The organism is Gimesia sp. (assembly GCF_048260065.1).
Classification (GTDB): Bacteria; Planctomycetota; Planctomycetia; order Planctomycetales; family Planctomycetaceae; genus Gimesia.
This window is the reverse complement of record NZ_JBLXHC010000012.1, coordinates 80,615-97,081: the sequence shown is the minus strand read 5'-3', so window position 1 is coordinate 97,081 and position 16,467 is coordinate 80,615. Positions and strand designations below refer to the sequence as shown.

General features: G+C 49.0%; 13 protein-coding genes. 6 read left to right on the top strand and 7 right to left on the bottom strand.

Features of this window, described 5'->3' with window-relative positions; all coding sequences use genetic code 11:
* Positions 1-227: 227 nt before the first annotated feature.
* The 4 genes from ACN0YN_RS21205 to ACN0YN_RS21190 all read right to left on the bottom strand — a co-directional run bounded on the left by ACN0YN_RS21205 (position 228) and on the right by ACN0YN_RS21190 (position 3,645).
* Positions 228-1,301, bottom strand: coding sequence for a pilus assembly protein TadG-related protein (locus ACN0YN_RS21205; RefSeq protein WP_417387019.1), 1,074 nt, complete (start codon positions 1,299-1,301; stop codon positions 228-230).
* A gap of 176 nt (positions 1,302-1,477) precedes the next feature.
* Positions 1,478-1,945, bottom strand: a complete 468-nt coding sequence (locus ACN0YN_RS21200; RefSeq protein WP_417387018.1) for a TadE/TadG family type IV pilus assembly protein — start codon at positions 1,943-1,945, stop codon at positions 1,478-1,480.
* A gap of 41 nt (positions 1,946-1,986) precedes the next feature.
* Complete coding sequence (locus ACN0YN_RS21195; RefSeq protein ID WP_417387017.1) at positions 1,987-2,427, bottom strand: TadE/TadG family type IV pilus assembly protein; 441 nt, start codon at positions 2,425-2,427, stop codon at positions 1,987-1,989.
* Positions 2,428-2,760: 333 nt separating this feature from the next.
* The gene (locus ACN0YN_RS21190) at positions 2,761-3,645 is read right to left on the bottom strand and encodes a DUF1853 family protein (RefSeq protein ID WP_417387016.1); all 885 of its coding nucleotides are present in this window, start codon (positions 3,643-3,645) and stop codon (positions 2,761-2,763) included.
* A gap of 214 nt (positions 3,646-3,859) precedes the next feature.
* On the opposite strand from ACN0YN_RS21190, the gene ACN0YN_RS21185 reads away from it, so the two are divergent.
* A complete protein-coding gene (locus tag ACN0YN_RS21185; protein ID WP_417387015.1) occupies positions 3,860-4,600 on the top strand; it encodes a phosphatase PAP2 family protein in 741 nt (246 codons plus the stop codon).
* Between the two features lie 13 nt (positions 4,601-4,613).
* Here the strand turns inward: ACN0YN_RS21185 and ACN0YN_RS21180 are convergent, their stop codons facing one another.
* Positions 4,614-6,161: a hypothetical protein gene (locus ACN0YN_RS21180; RefSeq protein WP_417387014.1), complete on the bottom strand. Its 1,548-nt coding sequence runs from the start codon at positions 6,159-6,161 to the stop codon at positions 4,614-4,616.
* Positions 6,162-6,354: 193 nt separating this feature from the next.
* Between ACN0YN_RS21180 and ACN0YN_RS21175 the strand changes: the two genes are divergently transcribed.
* From ACN0YN_RS21175 to ACN0YN_RS21155, 5 genes are all read left to right on the top strand, one after another.
* Positions 6,355-7,422, top strand: coding sequence for a hypothetical protein (locus ACN0YN_RS21175; protein ID WP_417387013.1), 1,068 nt, complete (start codon positions 6,355-6,357; stop codon positions 7,420-7,422).
* A 36-nt stretch (positions 7,423-7,458) separates the two neighbouring features.
* Complete coding sequence (locus ACN0YN_RS21170; protein ID WP_417387012.1) at positions 7,459-7,869, top strand: hypothetical protein; 411 nt, start codon at positions 7,459-7,461, stop codon at positions 7,867-7,869.
* Positions 7,870-7,968: 99 nt separating this feature from the next.
* Positions 7,969-8,589 (top strand): hypothetical protein, encoded by a 621-nt coding sequence (locus tag ACN0YN_RS21165; RefSeq protein WP_417387011.1) that lies wholly within the window; start codon positions 7,969-7,971, stop codon positions 8,587-8,589.
* Between the two features lie 240 nt (positions 8,590-8,829).
* A complete protein-coding gene (locus ACN0YN_RS21160) occupies positions 8,830-9,720 on the top strand; it encodes a hypothetical protein (RefSeq protein WP_417387010.1) in 891 nt (296 codons plus the stop codon).
* A gap of 136 nt (positions 9,721-9,856) precedes the next feature.
* Positions 9,857-11,002: a hypothetical protein gene (locus ACN0YN_RS21155; protein ID WP_417387009.1), complete on the top strand. Its 1,146-nt coding sequence runs from the start codon at positions 9,857-9,859 to the stop codon at positions 11,000-11,002.
* A 69-nt stretch (positions 11,003-11,071) separates the two neighbouring features.
* Here ACN0YN_RS21155 and ACN0YN_RS21150 read toward each other — a convergent pair whose 3' ends face one another.
* On the bottom strand, positions 11,072-12,523 hold the full coding sequence (locus ACN0YN_RS21150) for a TolC family protein (protein WP_417387008.1): 1,452 nt from the start codon (positions 12,521-12,523) through the stop codon (positions 11,072-11,074).
* A gap of 496 nt (positions 12,524-13,019) precedes the next feature.
* Positions 13,020-16,460 carry an efflux RND transporter permease subunit gene (locus tag ACN0YN_RS21145; protein WP_417387007.1) on the bottom strand — a complete coding sequence of 1,147 codons (3,441 nt, stop codon included), beginning with the start codon at positions 16,458-16,460 and terminating at the stop codon, positions 13,020-13,022.
* Positions 16,461-16,467 lie beyond the last annotated feature (7 nt).

Sequence of the window (16,467 nt, the reverse complement as noted above, 5' to 3'; positions counted from 1 at the left end):
TCTTATCCAGAATCATGAACTGGATCTTTCGAACCTGGATCGCTTGCATGCCTGTCAGAATACCGGGATCCAGAGTTTTTCGACAATGTAAACGGAATCGCGGTTCGAGGATCACTGCCAGCCATTTCATCCCGAAAGAGAAACAGCCTGGTAATCCTGAACCGCGAAACACAGGGACCAAACTCTCGTTTACTCAGACCTGAATCAGCACATTCAGGTCTCCTCGTTTACTGTACCAGGGCGGCGGCGGCAAAAGCGCCTTCGACAACTCCATCGGTGGAACGTAAATCTGTGTTTGGTCTTAAAAAACTATCATAGGTGTACGATTTTTTAATCTTCACATAAGTGTTTTTATCGCCTCCCCAATGGGAATTGATCACCTCACACACCGCCCAGCCCACTACATGAAATTCCACACCACTCCCATTACCCATCACGGAATCATATATGGGGATCAACTTTGTCTTACCTTCTGCTCTTACAACGGCAGATTTCATTCCGGTTGAGATTCCCGGGTCGCCATTCAGGTACATTGGACGTGAACTGTCGATATATTCGGTCGAATCATTTCGCCCTTCAGCAGCAAGTGCATCCAAGTCTTCCTGCCGTAACCCGACATCAATCTGGTCCCGGATATCAGAAGTACTGTTATAAGGCTTGCCGATATCACAGGTCCCCCAGTTACCGGGGATTTCTGCTCCGATATTATCTTCCAGTCTGCCATCACCATAAATGGTCCAGATCTCGCCGACCTCTGTAGTATCCCATTCTGCTTTGGGAATGGTGAAAGGCATGACCCCGACACCAGGCGCGAGCAGGCTCCCTTTCTGCAGGATCGCCGTTGAAGTGGCATTTAAGTCCGATTCATTAATTCCCAGCAGACGGGCGAAAAACAAGGAAACGGGTGAGTTCGCCTGAGTATCAAAGCGGAGCGTCACCCGCACCGTGTCAAAGGTGCCCCAGTCGACAATGGTAAAATTGTCATACACGCTTTCCGGGTCGTAGCGTCCGATCTGAATATCAGCATCGAGCACCTGGAAGTTTTCTATTTCCTGGATATTTAAATCTGCATACTGACGCAGAGTGGCCTTCACTTTCGCGAGGTCCTGTGTGCCATTGACATCGGGGACCAGATCCCGCACCGCCGCCAGCACAGCAGCGTCGGCCGCGCGCTGCAGATCCGCCCGCTTCTTCAGCAGATATCCATAGTCCACCGCAAACGCCACCATGCCCAGCAGGGGAACCAGTAAAATCGCAGTAAACACTGCGATGGCCCCCCGACGTTCACTTTGTTGTCTCATTCCTGAATGGTTTACATACCTTCGATCCGGCATCGGCTTTCCCCTCGATAGACAGTGATGTTAGACTGTGTCCAGTTTTATTGTAGCGTCTCCAGGTCCATTTGGACCGAGTCTATTAGATTGATAGACGCCATGGTTAAATGTGTTGCGCTCTAGAAATCCTGTTGATGAAATGATTATTCACGACGCATAACTGTAGTCGTTTCGATGGAAACACCATTCAGCCCGGCAAAACCAGACAGCCAGCGCACGGAATTGAATTGAAAGATGACTTGAACGGAAACCGCTGAACCGGAGGGAATCGTTTCCAGATTTCCATTGGGGATTGAAGCATCTAAAGAATCGAGGATATTCACAGTCAATGCGCTGCCGATTTCACTGGAAGCCATTTGGGGAAACTGACCGGAGAAATAATTCAGCACCGCCTGCTCTACTTCAGACTGATTGAACACGTTATTTTGAGAAGCACGTCGTGCTCCTTCATAAGAGGCATCATTGACGAGTTGTGCGACATTCACATACTGACTGACGTCAATGGTTCCCATGGCGATCATGACTAAAAGCGGTATGACTAAGGCACTTTCCACAGCTGCGATTCCGCGGCGTTTTGAATTTTTCCGCAATGCATTTTCAGTATGATTCACGCGCATGATGCCTGACTTTCACTTCTTGAAACGAAAACAATTCATTCCCGCTTCATGATCGCCTGACCCTGTAAAACTGTATTTTCCAGGAATCCGGGGACTAACCATGAAATATCAGAGTAGTTCACTTCTACTCTGGCTGTAATTTCGACACCGGATATCATTCCGGTCAGATTTTCAGGAGAGATCGTCACACGACATTTTTCGACATCCTGAGAACTGGACATCGCGGACTGCAGAAACGCACGGATCGTTGCCTCGGCATCTTCGTGCGTCAGCGTACTGGTCAGGGCTGCACGGCGGCAGCCTGCACGAGCGGCATCAGAGAGAGCCTGTTTAATCATTCCCATGCGGACAAATTCGACCAGTCCAAACACGAGGAGAATGAAGAGAGGAAAGACAACCGCGACCTCGACAAGAGCTGTCCCGCGTGGTGAATTCGAGCTAAAAAGACGACGGTTCGAATAGTGAAGTCTTTGCATAGCCTGTATCTCTCTTTCTGATAAATGGCTCTACATAAACTTAACCTATTTCTCAAAGTTGGCTGAGAATTTATAACGATTTATCGGCCTGGGTAGATTTTTCGAGCGGGTTGAGCGGTTGCAACAATTATGCAGGCCTCTTTTTTTCCAGCGCCGATTCGAATTGCCCAAACCACTATACATCAGCGACTTATAAACAGAATCAACACTGTGAAACAGTTGTAAACCGGGATTTGTCATTTATCAGGAGAGGCATCTTTCAGAACTAAGACCACGTTTAAAATGTTGTTCTGATGTCGGACAGGATCCATGAATTAGCAGAAAAGGCTCATTCTAATCCTGTTCCGGCCAGCTCTCAGAGACCACGAACAGCCGCTCACTCTCCTGGTAGACCGTTCCCTCCGGTTTCAGGACACTGAGCATCAACGGTCGGTGGTTTTCCTGAAAATGCGTATCCAGAGTTTGCTTCAATTCAGAAAAGGTCAATAGCTGCCCATCATCCGGATCTCTGACAGACGGGGATAACCAGTCAGGTTTTTCCCGGATCTGATAAACGGCCTCTCCATACTGCTGTGTGAGCCAGTCCAGTTCAGAGTGATACAGCCAGACGCCTTTCAGGTGTGCCGGAGAGAGTTGCTCCGGAAGCTGAGCCGGTGGCGTCTGCCGGGGATGATAAAAAATGATGCCTTTGACATACGCTACCCGTCGTTTGACAGCAGGGAAATGTGTTTCGCTCAGCGTCAGCTGATGTTCGAATAGCCGCCGTCGTTTCTTTTCAAACGTATCTCTGGCATTGGGCCCGATGAAATGGCTGCCGGTTTGATTCTTATGCGGATAATGCAGATAAAATTTGACCGCTGTCTCCCAGTGGTTCAACTCACCTGCTACATCTTCAAACAGGAAATCGATTTCACCCACCGTCTGGTTTTCGACAAACAGCTGATGATGCTGCGCGATCACCTTGACGCGACGAACCCGCTCCAGCCAGTACAAAACCAGCCCTTCAAAGTACTCTCCGACACGAAAGCGGGAATAAGGCATCAGGAATTCTGACAGTTCCTCTGCATTGACTTGTGCCAGATCCAGTTCTTCAGACGCAACAATGTCTTCATCAGTCAGCGTAATGAGTGCAGGACTGGTAATGGCCCAGTGCAGGTCACGCAGAATTTGTGACGAATGCAAATCATGACTGAGGGGATGCTGCTTTTCTGGTTTCATTGTTCCCAGGCTGTGTCCAGTTTTATTGTAGCGTTTCCAGGGTCATTTGAACTGAGTATATTAGATTGAGAGACGCTATGGTTAAATGTGATGCGATCTAGCTTAAACGGTATCGATTAAGATAACCATACACACCAAGTAAAAGGATGAAATCAGGTTCCAGTCAACTGCCTTCGACTGGAAATGCCTGTAGCGAATGAATGAAGCCATTATCATGAAACAGCATATACGGGAATGTCTGAGCCGCCTGATCCTCTGGTTGAAAGGTCGAGAGCCTTTGCTATTGGTCGTCTGCCTGGGTTTTGCCGTCTCCACCTGGGCCTTTATCGAAATTGCAGATGAGGTCCTTGAACAGGAGACGCAGGCATTTGACAAGTGGGTCATTCGCTCTCTACGCAAAGCGGACGACCCGGCAACTCCGATCGGGCCCGTCTGGTTACAGGAAACAGGTCGTGACCTGACTGCGTTCGGCGGGGTGGCTGCACTGGTGTTCTTTACGGTAATCGTGTCAGGCTATTTGTGGATCGAAAAAAAGCCGCGCGTGATCGCGCTCCTGTCGGCGGCCGCTCTGGGAGGATTACTGGTCAGTTCCCTGCTCAAACATTTTATCAGTCGTCCTCGCCCCGATGTGGTGCCACACCTTTCAGAGGTCTATACCAGCAGTTTCCCCAGCGGACACTCCATGCTGTCGGCAGTCATCTATCTCACCCTCGGCGCTCTGCTGGCATCAGTTATCCCTCGAACTGTTTTGAAAGTTTATGTGATCAGTGTCGCGATCCTGCTGACCATTCTGGTGGGCTTAAGTCGAATTTACCTGGGAGTACATTACCCGACTGACGTCATCGCTGGCTGGATCGCGGGACTCAGTTGGGCCCTGTTCTGCTGGAGCATTGCCCGCTGGTTGCAGAATCGGAATCAGATTGAGGATGATGAAACAACCCGTGAAGAGGTTTGAGGGTCCGACTGAACTACTCTGTGAATTCCATCGCATACAATTTCGTATGGCGCAGTTGAAACTGCAGACGGATCGACTTGCCAGCCAGTTCTTTCAGCTGATGACCGCTGCTCCATTTCACGGGGAAGTCAACAGAATCCGCGTGGATCGCTTCACAATCAGCCGCAGTAAAGCCGGGAATCGCGTTGCCTGCTGCATCCAGAACAGCAACCGCAGCAATCCCGGTCCCCGAGACGTCGATGTTTAATTTCAATTGACTGCCGGTTATCGTCAGCGGATTCGTAGTGAGTACTCCCGTTTCATTGCCGGCATCCATAGAGACAAAGCCATCCAGACGCGAGGTTGCGCAGTAGATCCCTCCCAGATCCCGTTTTAACCATTCCGCGCGATTTTTCAGATCACGGTCCCAGACAACAGGACGACCGTGTGTGTGCGGCCAGCCGACAAAGTACTGATGCAGCTCACGGCCGCGGCGGATCATACCCGTCCCCATACTGACCAGTTGTAACTGAAGGTCGTCAATGAACTCAGGTTGAATCCAGGCATCCCGCTGACGGTCCCAGTGAATGCCATCGCGACTGACTGCCAGTTGCACATCAAAGGCTCCATCGTTGCGATTCAAAGCACGTTCTTTCAACTGAGGCCCGTGATACAGAAAATAAGCTGCTGGAAAGGCAAAATACGCGTTCTCTGCCCACGGATATCTGAAAACATTGCTGGTATAAAGTTGCACGTTTTCGGGATCTCGATCATCGGGACGCATCACAATCGGCAACTCGCGGCTGATCGTTGCTACTTTTTCCTTGCCCCAGACATGCAAAGGAGAAATCTGAGTATCGTACGGCCAGGGTGTCTCAATGTCCTTCACAGCCACTCGGCAGATCGAACGTTTCGGGTCCCAGGCGCGAAGGTAGACCGCATACTCCTGAGTTTGCGGATCCCAGCAGCCAGAAGGCTGACTATCGGGAACGCGAGGGAACAGTCGCACATCAGACTGCTCCCAGTGAATACCATCTGCAGAAGAAGACAGATACACGCCGGCCCGTGCAGGGTCTGGCCAGTGCCGATTGTGCAACAGGCGAAACCGCTTTTCCGCTGATGCGTGTGGATCAAGAAACACACCTGCTTCGACTGCTTCAAATGGGAAGATATTATTGAGTTTCGATTCCTGATAATCGCTTAACTTCAATTCAGGTCGTTTCCAGGTAAGGCCGTCCTCACTGGTTGCCAGACAGAAGTGCTTCTGCTTTTCACTATCATAAGCGCCGTAATACAGCATCGCAGTCCCGTCATGGTCCACCACACTACAGTAAAATATGAACCCCAGCGCTTCCCACGGCATTTCCTGTTTGAGTACGCGACGCAGCGTGTGAGGCGTGTTGTACTGGCGTTGCACATGCTCAGACATTTCGGGATCGAGCAATCGATCATCCAGAAATAACTGACGCCCGAGGCTCAGTTGAATTGTTTCCGGACGCTCTCCATCTGCATAGCTGTCAGGTAGATACATCAATAAAGAGCAAATGACGAACGAAAATAAAGAGTAGAATAGTCGAGACATTTTCAGATCAGAAATCATGAATCAGATGTATCCGAAGGGGCGAGGTGTTCCAGGCTGGTATCAGTTTTTGAGACGATATCGAGTGTTTCCGCATTTTCTATTTCAACAGTAACAGTTTATCCATTAGTATAGCAGTCAGGAAAGTGATCCGCCGCTCATCAGACAGATTGCCGGTCAGAAAAGGAACCGCTGCATGCAACTGACAAACAGACTGACATATCAACTCTCATTTGTATTCCAGTTAATGCTCGTACTGCAGGCACTTCTTTCTCTCAATGTCACAGCAGTCAATGCGCAGGAAAACACGTCTGCACTGGATACTCTGATTCAGGAGATTGAACAGAATGAGACGTTATACACCTCTCTTAATCTCGATCTGAAAGTGATGTATGAAACTTTTCCGAAACATACCGACCCAGACAAACAGATTGTCAATGAAACGAAATACGCAGTTCTGCTGCAGGGCAGGAAATTCCGTCGGCAGAGAAGTTCTCAGGGGCGTTATCAGATAGCATATAAATCTGTTCCGAGAACCCCCATGAAAAATTCACACAGAAGAATCTCAAACTCAATTGAAGTCTATGATGGAATGACTCATCGTGGGCTCTGGAACAGCGCCTCGCCTTCCCCTATCATCGAAGAAGAGCCAGAGTACGATAGACGAGGTGAGATTTCCGACGAAATCCCCAGTCTATCGAGTTTAGTGCGTCCTCATATGTTCCTGCTGGATGGAGGATGGCCCAAAGCCCCGCTCTCAACTTACCTGAAAGGAACCTCTGCGATCAGAGCTTATCCCAACCCGGGTCATTTTGATGAGAAACTCGTGATTGAAGTGCAGGTTATTGGCGAGGAGGAATTCCAGGGGCTGAACTGCACGAAAATCCGCTGTGAAACAACTCACCTGAACGGTACCCGCTATAGTGGCAGCGAACTCTGGCTGGCACATGATCGCAACCTGATTCCCCTGCGAAAAGTAAGCTATACCTACCGCTGGTCAAAAACGATTCCCGTCGCAGAATCGATAGTAGACGAGTGGCAGGAGGTCAGCCCCGGCGCCTGGTTCCCGAAAAAAGCACATACAGACCGCTACGATTCTCTCACGATCAAACGTGATGCTCGACAACAACTGTCCTGGCGAAAAACTTACGAAGTAAAAGATATCGATTTGAATCCGCACATTCCGAAAGATGCTTTTACAAAACTGGATTTCCCGCCTGAAACAAAGGTGACTGTGTATCGGAATGGGAAACGCATCGAGTAAACAGAAAACAGGACCGGAAATCCACCGGAATAAATTATGACGAACCAGATCATTCAGATTTTTTTAAAACAGCAGTCAGCACACAAAATACCATTCCCCGTTTTTGCGGTTCGAATCTTTCTCCTGCTGCTCTCTGTCACACTATCACCTGTGTTCGCTCGTGGCCAAGAGAAAGAGCAGGCGTCCTCAGTAGAACTGCAGAATTTGATCCAGGCAATAGAAGAACAGGAAAATCTATACCGGAACTTGCGGCTCAACCTGACTTGTTCAGAAGTCGCTCATGCTGGTTGGTTTCAAAGTGACGATTCCAGAAAAGTGCACCGCAAGTCCATGATCACTCTCGTAGTTCAGGGTAAAAAGTTCGCCGAGTGGACGATGAGCAGTGGAGCTTTTGTAAATCACTTTTTTGGCGGATCAGGCTGGGAGAATGAAGGATTTCCTTCTTAAGATACTGCAAAGAACAAAAACAAAACCCCACAGTTTGAGATCCTGACCGGAACCAGAGATATCACTTCTATTTTTGACGGAACCATTTATCATCAATTAATGGAAGAAAAATTAAGCACACAAGATGCAACGGAACCACCGCCTGCCAGCCAAAGTGGAATGTTTGCGCATCAATCTCCTGGATTGACGAATCTGGCCCGTCCGCATATGTTTCTGTTTGAACCAGTCGGTCCCCGTGTTCCCCTCTCAGTTTATCTCGAAGGCAGAGAAGCCGTCCGCAAATATTCAGGTAAGTCGAAAACGAAAAACAGGTACACAACCCGGATTCAGATTCTCGGTGAGGCGAAGTTTCAGGATCTGGAATGCACGACTGTCCGCATCGAAACGATAGACGCCAACGGAAAACCACGCTCTCGAACTGACCTCTGGCTGGCAAAAAAGCGAAATCTGATCCCAATACGCAGACTGAATTACTCCTACCGCGAGTCAAAGGATCTGCCGTGCTCAGAATCCCTGGTGAAAAGCTGGCAGGAAATCCACCCCGGAATCTGGTTCCCCGAACAGACTCTCACTGAACGTTTCGATTCGATAATTCTCAGACGCGAATTAATCCAGGTCACTTCGTGGCGTAACGATTATCAATTGGAAACAATCGAACTGAATCCAGTCCTGCCAGACGACACCTTTACGAAACTTGAATTATCGACCGAAGCCAAGTGATTATGTTTATGGTCGATTATTAATACGAAACCGCAAAATGTGGAACCGGGATCAATGCAAAGGTTATATAACGCGAATAAGTTCGAGAGTCTGATCTGCTTCATAATGATACTGTCAGTCACATTTCTGCCTGCAGCTAAATGTAGCGCAGAGAATGATACAGAAAAGACGGAAGAATTACAGAAACTGATTCAGGAGATTGAACAGAATGAGAAACTGTATACTCAGCTGAAACTCGAAGTGACCAATGTAGATGAAATGTTTCCTGCATCAAATGAGGTTGATCGTCAAATTCGTTTTGAAACGAATACAACCCTTTTCCTGCATGGGAATCAGTATCGCGAAGAGGAAATAAAACAGGGTCGATTTAAGGTTCACTATCTTATCCCTCCAGATAAAGAAATAAGAATGTATTCGAATACAGGAGTGATGAAAGAGATTCAGGCATATGATGGCAAAACCCTTCGCATTTTTTCGAGTACTGATTTAACTGCAGTCATAAAAGATGGAAAACCGATTCAAAAGAGCGATACTGATCGTACTAATGAGCCGCCGCGATTTTCAAATCTGGTCCGTCCACATACGTTTCTGTTTTTTAACAGCCGTCCTCATGTTCCACTGTCAACCTTCCTCAAGGGGCCAGACTCAATTTCCGCATATCCCGGCGTAAAACGTGAAATACGAGGAAAGTATCATGTGCAGATCCTAGACGAAGAGGAGTTTGCAGGGCTGAAGTGCATCCGACTCAGCATTCAAATCACCGCGAGCGACGGTAAACTGCTAACGCGGCACGAACTATGGCTGGCGCGCGAACGGAATCTTATTCCAGTCCGTAAGTTGACTTTTTCCAGCCACAGGTCGGATATAATCTCCCGATCAGATTCCAGCATCGACTCCTGGCAGGAAATTGCCTCTGGTGTCTGGTTTCCTGATAAGTCGCACCAGGAAGAGAATAATATTTTTACCATCATCCTGGAAAAACGGGAACAACTTCTCTGGCGCAGAATGTATGACGTCCCGACTATCGAACTGGCCCCGCAACTGCCAAAAGATGTTTTTACCAGCCTGATTTTTTCACCAGGGGCTTTGATGAAAGACAGTGATAGCGAGAATCAAAAACAGAAGAAATGAATGATCTCTGATGAAACGATTTGCTGCGATTGTCATCCAGCAACGAATCATGGCAACAGATATCAGCTCGATCAGAACTTATTAAACAACATCCGCCCAGAATTCGTAACACACTCCATTGTAAAGGAGCTTTGATATGTGGCAGGAAACACGACAGATAAGACAGCGCTTTATATCTGTTCACAGCATCGTATTGCTTCTGACTGTTTTTCTTCTGCCTGTCATTGCGCGAGGCGAAGAGCAAGCGCCCGCACTCTCAGCCGAACTTCGGCAACTGATTCACAAGGTAAAACAGAACGAAGCCTTGTATCAGAGTCTGAAGCTCAAAATGAAAATGACGGAAATCGATCATGCTGAGTTAATACAGTATGATGGTCCGAAACCCATCGAACGCCATTCCACGATTTCTCTCATCAGACAGGGAGAGAAGTTTCGGCAACAGATCCAGACGAAAGGCCGTTATGTGATGACCTTTTCACTCGGTCTGTACTGGCTTCAGGATGGTTATCGTGCAACTGATCCTGCAGGGACTCATGAGAACGAAACATGGATTCAGGTCGAATCGGGAACGAAAGAAAAGCTGACTCTGTTCGATGGAACAACGTTTCGCAGTTTCTGGGAAGAAAGCATGACCGCAGAGGGAAAAGAGGAACCGTCGCGTCGCTCGAAGCGTGGTCTGATTTCCAATTCACCGTCCGGAACTTTGAACCAGATCAGCCCTCATCGTTTTCTGTTTGAACCCGAACAGCTGCCAGCCCCGCTCTCCAGCTACCTGACCGGTAAAAAAGCGGTCCAGGCGCATACCGATCAGTTTGTTGCGAATACCCGGATCATTGAAACAGGTAAAGCGACTGTTCAGGGCTTGAATTGCATCACCCTTCGGATTGAAACCCTCGACTCGAGTGGAAAACCGCGTTCTCGTACCGACCTCTGGCTGGCACAGGACCGAAACCTGATTCCCCTGCGCAGGGAGTACTTTATCTACCACGTCTCAAAAGAACTTCCTGTTTCGGAGTCTGTCGTTGATCGCTGGCAGGAAATCCAACCTGGAATCTGGTTCCCCTGCCAGGTACATACGAACCAATACTATGCCAGAATGGGAAAACGGGTACCCAGTCAAAAACCATCAATGCATAAAGAGTATACACTCGAAAGCATCGAATTGAACCCACAGCTGCCGTCCGATGTCTTCACAAAACTGGACTTCGCACCAGGTACGCCAGTCACCGTTGTTTCTGACCGCAGACTGGTAAAACGCTACAGGCAGGGTGAGGAAAAATGATCTTGCTCCTCATGAACAGCATCTCCAGGACTCAGGAATTTTACTGAAACCTGTGAAGCAGTCCCTGCTTTACTCTTCTTCTTTCAGCATCGGAGGCACTTCCCCATCCACCGCGGGGGGGGCAGGTTCTTCGATCATGGGTGGCACATATTGTTCATCGGAAATGGTAACTCGACCTGAATCGTAGGTCGGGATCACACCGCCACCACCGAGGGCCTGATAAGTATTCACGATCGCAGCCAGTTGCTGCTGCTTCGTTTCAATCAGGACCACTTTGGCATCCTGCAGGTCACGCTGTGCGAGCAGCACATCCACATATTCGGCTCGGGCGTTCTGAAACAGCTTTGTAGCAACATCGACCGATTCTTCGAGTGCTTTCAACTGCTGTTTTTTGACTTCGACGCTGCGACCGTAATTCTCAACCTTGTTGATGCGGTTAACCACTTCCGTGAAGGCATTCAGAACAGTTCGCTGGTATTCATAGACCGCTTGAATCTGACGGGCATTCGCGTTGAGGTAATCTGCCTTGATGGCACGTCGGTTGATCACGGGAGCGACGAGTTCACCAACGGCATTGTAGACCAGTGATTCTGGTGTGATAAACAGATACCGGGGATTAAAGGCCGAATACCCTACGCCAGCATTTAATACCAGTGAAGGATAGAAGCGAGCCTTGGCAACCTGAATCTCAAGTCCTGCTGCCTGCAGTTCCCGTTCTGCCTGACGAATGTCGGCACGGTTATTCAGCATCTGTGAAGGCACACCAATATTGATCGTGTGCATGTTGAGTTCAAAGAAATCCACCTGCTTGCGTTCGACAGGCTGTGGATAACGACCGGCGAGGAAGTTAATTTTGTTTTCGGTTTCGATCAGTTTCTGCTGGATGATCAGCTTTTCACTCTGGTTCTTGCGAACTTCTGCCAGGAATCGCTGCACGGCCAGTTCGGTTCCGCGAGCTGCTTCTTTGTTCGCCTTGGCAACTTCCAGACTTCGTTCCTGAAGGCCGATCGTGATGTTTAATGTCTCTAACCGTTTGTCGAGCGCCAGTAACTCATAATAGTTTTCGGCAATCTCGGCAATCAGACGCGTCGTGATATAGTTCCGCCCTTCTTCTGTCGCCAGGAAACGTAAGGAAGCAGCGTCTCTCGAATTCCGCAGCTTTCTCCAGATGTCGATTTCCCAGGAAATATCGGCTGCGAGCAGGAAATTAGGCAGTGGCTCAGGAAACCCTTTTCCTGGAGCAATCTGTAATTGATCTTCAACGGCACCAGCGCGGGTATAGCGACCGGGTTTATCGATATCTGCACCAGCCCGCAAATTGAGGAAAGGCAGGTACGACCCTGTCCATGCATAGGCCTCGTTGTTGGCGATATCAATGTCCTGAGCCAGGATTTTCAGTTCCTGGTTATCAACCATCGCCTGATCAATCAGCCCCGAAAGCATTGGGTCATCAAACAGGACCGCAAAATCGAGTTCGGCCGAATTGGTTTCGTCGTAACTTCCGTTGAAGGTGTCCGGCATTCCGGGACCTTCATCCGCGTCTTGCAGACAGGGAATCCTACAGGCTGTAAGAGAAAGCATGAGAGATGAAACGACAGTTGGCCAGAGCGCGAGCCTCTTGAGTTTCGAAGTTGTAGATCTATATGAAAGGTTCATCTGCCTAATCCTTGACATCGTGACCAGTGTTATAAGTTCCTGGTTATCAACCACATCCGTGTGGATTTCATGTGTGGATTGTCAGTCGATGATCTTTAATTGGCGGCAGATCCAGATGCATGTAGAGACAATCACCGTTAGTTCTTTTTTCGACCTGTGATATGTCTCAACTTAATTGTTTTCATGGTAAGTTAGAATTATACAGGGGATAGAGAACCCGAGGGGAATGAACAACCGGAAAACATTGAGTCATCAAGGAGAAAGGGAGAAACCTCCTTAAGATCAATTTTACTTCGCAAGCGAAGGATCGACGATGCCTGAACCGATTTTGATTGATTCAAGCACCGAGTCCACTAGCGGTTTATGTATCGCGTTCGAACAGCTCACTCAGCGGCTCATCATGTTCGTCCCTGATCAGTTTCTTCCCGTCAGCCATCTTGCCGAACAGGTAGTAAAGTCCGGGAATGACCAGGACTCCGATCAAAGTACCCATGAGCATCCCACCGACTGCCGTAGATCCAATCGTACGGTTTCCAATCGCACCAGGACCGGTGGCACGGACCAGCGGAATCAGACCGGCGATAAACGCGAAGGAGGTCATGACAATCGGACGGAATCGCAGATTCCCCCCTTCGATGGCTGCATCTTTGATACTCAAGCCTTCCTGTCGACGCTGAACGGCGAATTCAATAATCAAAATCGCATTCTTACCGAGCAGACCGACCAGCATGACGAGACCAATCTGACAATAAACGTCGTTTGCCAGCCCCATTCCCTTCAGGAATAGAAATGATCCAAACAGACCCACGGGTAACGAAACGATCACCGCGAGCGGCAGGAGGAAACTCTCATATTGTCCTACCAGCACCAGATACACGAAGACAACAACGATGGCAAAAATGTAAATCGCAGTATTTCCCTTGTTGGCCTCGTCATACGCGAGTCCCTGCCAGCCGATGCCGTAACCATGGGGGAGTGTCTGTTCGGCAACTTCCTTGATCGCATTGATAGCCTGACCACTACTGTAGCCTGTTGCCGGAGCACCCTGGATGATCGCGGTTGTATACAGGTTATAGCGGTTAATTTCATTCATCCCCTGCATCTTCTTGATCTTCATAAACGAAGAGTAAGGTACCATTTCCCCATCCTCGTTTTTGACGAACATGTTTTCCAGGTCTTCCGGGTACCGCCGAAACTCGGGAGCTGACTGTACATAAACCTTATAGAACTGGCCGAAGCGAATGAAACCCTGCTCCCAGGTACTTCCGACGACGATAGAGAGGTTATCCATCGCATCAGCAATCGAAACACCTTTCTGCATGGCAACATCATTATCAATTACGATTTCATATTGAGGGTAGTTGCTGGCGAAGAAGGTAAACAATCCCTTGAGCTCTTTACGTTTTCCCAGGTCAGCCAGAAATTTCTCTGTGATTTTTCCAAACTCTTCGTAATTGCCACTGTTCGTCTTATCTAGCAGACACAGCGAGAAACCACCCGCGGCACCGAAACCGGGAACGGCCGGCGGCTCGAAGAACTCAAGTTTCACATTAGAAATTTCACGACATTTTTCCTCGAGCTTTTCAATAATCTCTTTCGAAGTCAGTTCACGTTCCGCCCAGGGCTTTAAGTTAATCAGACAGGTACCTGCGTTGGAACCACGACCTTCGGTCAAAATTTCATAACCAGCCAGCGAGGTCACAGAGGTCACTTCATCAAAGCCCTGGCAGATTTTCTGCAGTTCGTGTGACTTGGAGTTGGTATACTCGAGCGTTGAGCCGGGAGGGGTCTGAATAATCCCGTAGATTACCCCCTGATCCTCCAGCGGAATAAAGCCGGAAGGAAGTACCTGGTTCACCAGCAGGATTCCATAACAGAAGCCACCGATCACCAGCATGGTCAGCAGTCGTAGTGAAACGATACGACTTACGATGGCTACGAAACCGCCTGTAACTTTCTCAACCCCTCGGTCGAAATAATGTAAAAAGATACCGAGTGGCCCGCGTTTCTTCTCTTCACCCGGTTCACTTCCTGAAAACATCGAACGGAATGTGAAGATGAATAAGACAGCCATCACACAAGCGATACCGAGGGTTCTATTTTCTGTAAGATGAACCTGTTCGGAAATCAGTTCGTGAATAATCTCCACATGCAGCAGTTCGTAGATTCCAAACCCTGCAGCCAGTCCAAGCACGATCGACAGCAGACCACGGAGAATATATGCATGACGCCCTGCTATCTTTTTCATACCACGATTCAGTAAACCGACCAGTCCACGTTGTTCTTCGTGAGCTGCGTGAGGTTTAAGAATCATTGCACAGAGCACCGGAGTCAGTGTCAATGCCACCACACCGGACAACACGATAGACATGGCCATCGTGAGTGCGAACTGGCGATAGAACACGCCCACTGCCCCGGGCATGAAGGTCACTGGAATGAACACTGAAGTCATCACCAGGGTAATGGCGATAATCGCACCACTGATTTCATGTACGACCTCTCTGGTTGCCGCATACGGCGAGAGGTGTTTCTCGTGCATTTTGGCATGCACCGCCTCCACCACCACGATGGCATCGTCCACCACAACCCCGATCGCCAGCACCAGAGCAAACAGCGTGATCAGGTTGATCGACATCCCGAACATACTCATGAAGAAGAAGGTACCAATCAACGAGACCGGAACCGCCAGAGTCGGAATGAGTGTACTGCGGAAGTCACCCAGGAACAGATACACCACCAGAGATACCAGAATGAACGCTTCGAGCAGGGTATGGAGCACCTTTTCAATCGAGGCATCCAGAAACCGGGAAACGTCATAACTGACCGCATAGTCCATACCTGGAGGGAATGATTCCCCTTTGACTTCTTCCAGCTTCTGCTTGACCTCTTTAATCACTTCTGCCGCGTTGGAACCAGGAGTCTGCTTCAACACAATTGAAGCGGAAGGATAGCCGTCGATGTCTGAATACAAGTCATAGAACGATGACCCCAGTGTTACTTTGGCGACATCACTGAGACGCAGAATCTCCCCATTGGGATTGGCTCTTAGAATAATTTTCTCGTATTGTTCCGGCGTGTTATACCGGCCCACCCACGTCAATACGTACTCGATCGTCTGCGATGTCGTACCTGTTGCCTGACCCAGTCGTCCAGGCGAGCCGATCATACTCTGTTCTTTGATCGCCTCCATGATATCTGAGGAAGAGATGTTGTAGGCACGCATGCGATCGAGGTCTAGTTCGACGCGCATCGCATAGGCACGGTTCCCCAGGATCGTCGCCCGGCCAACCCCGCGAATTCGCTTGATTTCAGGCAGCAGGTTGGCAGTCACGTAGTTGTAAAGAAAGTTCTGGTCGTGGTTGGGGTCTTTACTGTAAACATTCACATACATCAACATACTCGTCATGTTCTGCATGACGATGATCCCCTCGCGTTCCACGATGGGGGGAAGACGGTTCTTAACCATCTGGATTCGGTTATTCACGTTCAAAACCGCCACGTTCGGGTCGGTACCGGGTTCGAAAACGATCTTGATCGCTGCTTCACCGGCACTGGTAGCTGCAGAACTCATGTAACGCATATTCGGAACGCCGTTAATGGCTCGTTCCAGGATCACGAGAGTAGAGTTCACCAGAATCTTGGCACTGGCACCAGGAAAGGATACTGAAACCACCACACTTGGCGGTGCTACAGAGGGGAACTGTGAAATCGGCAGACCAAAGATCGCCAGCGCACCCATAAACAGGATGAGCAGGGAGATCACGATGGCCAACGCGGGGCGGTGAAGAAATTTAGCAAACATGGCGGGA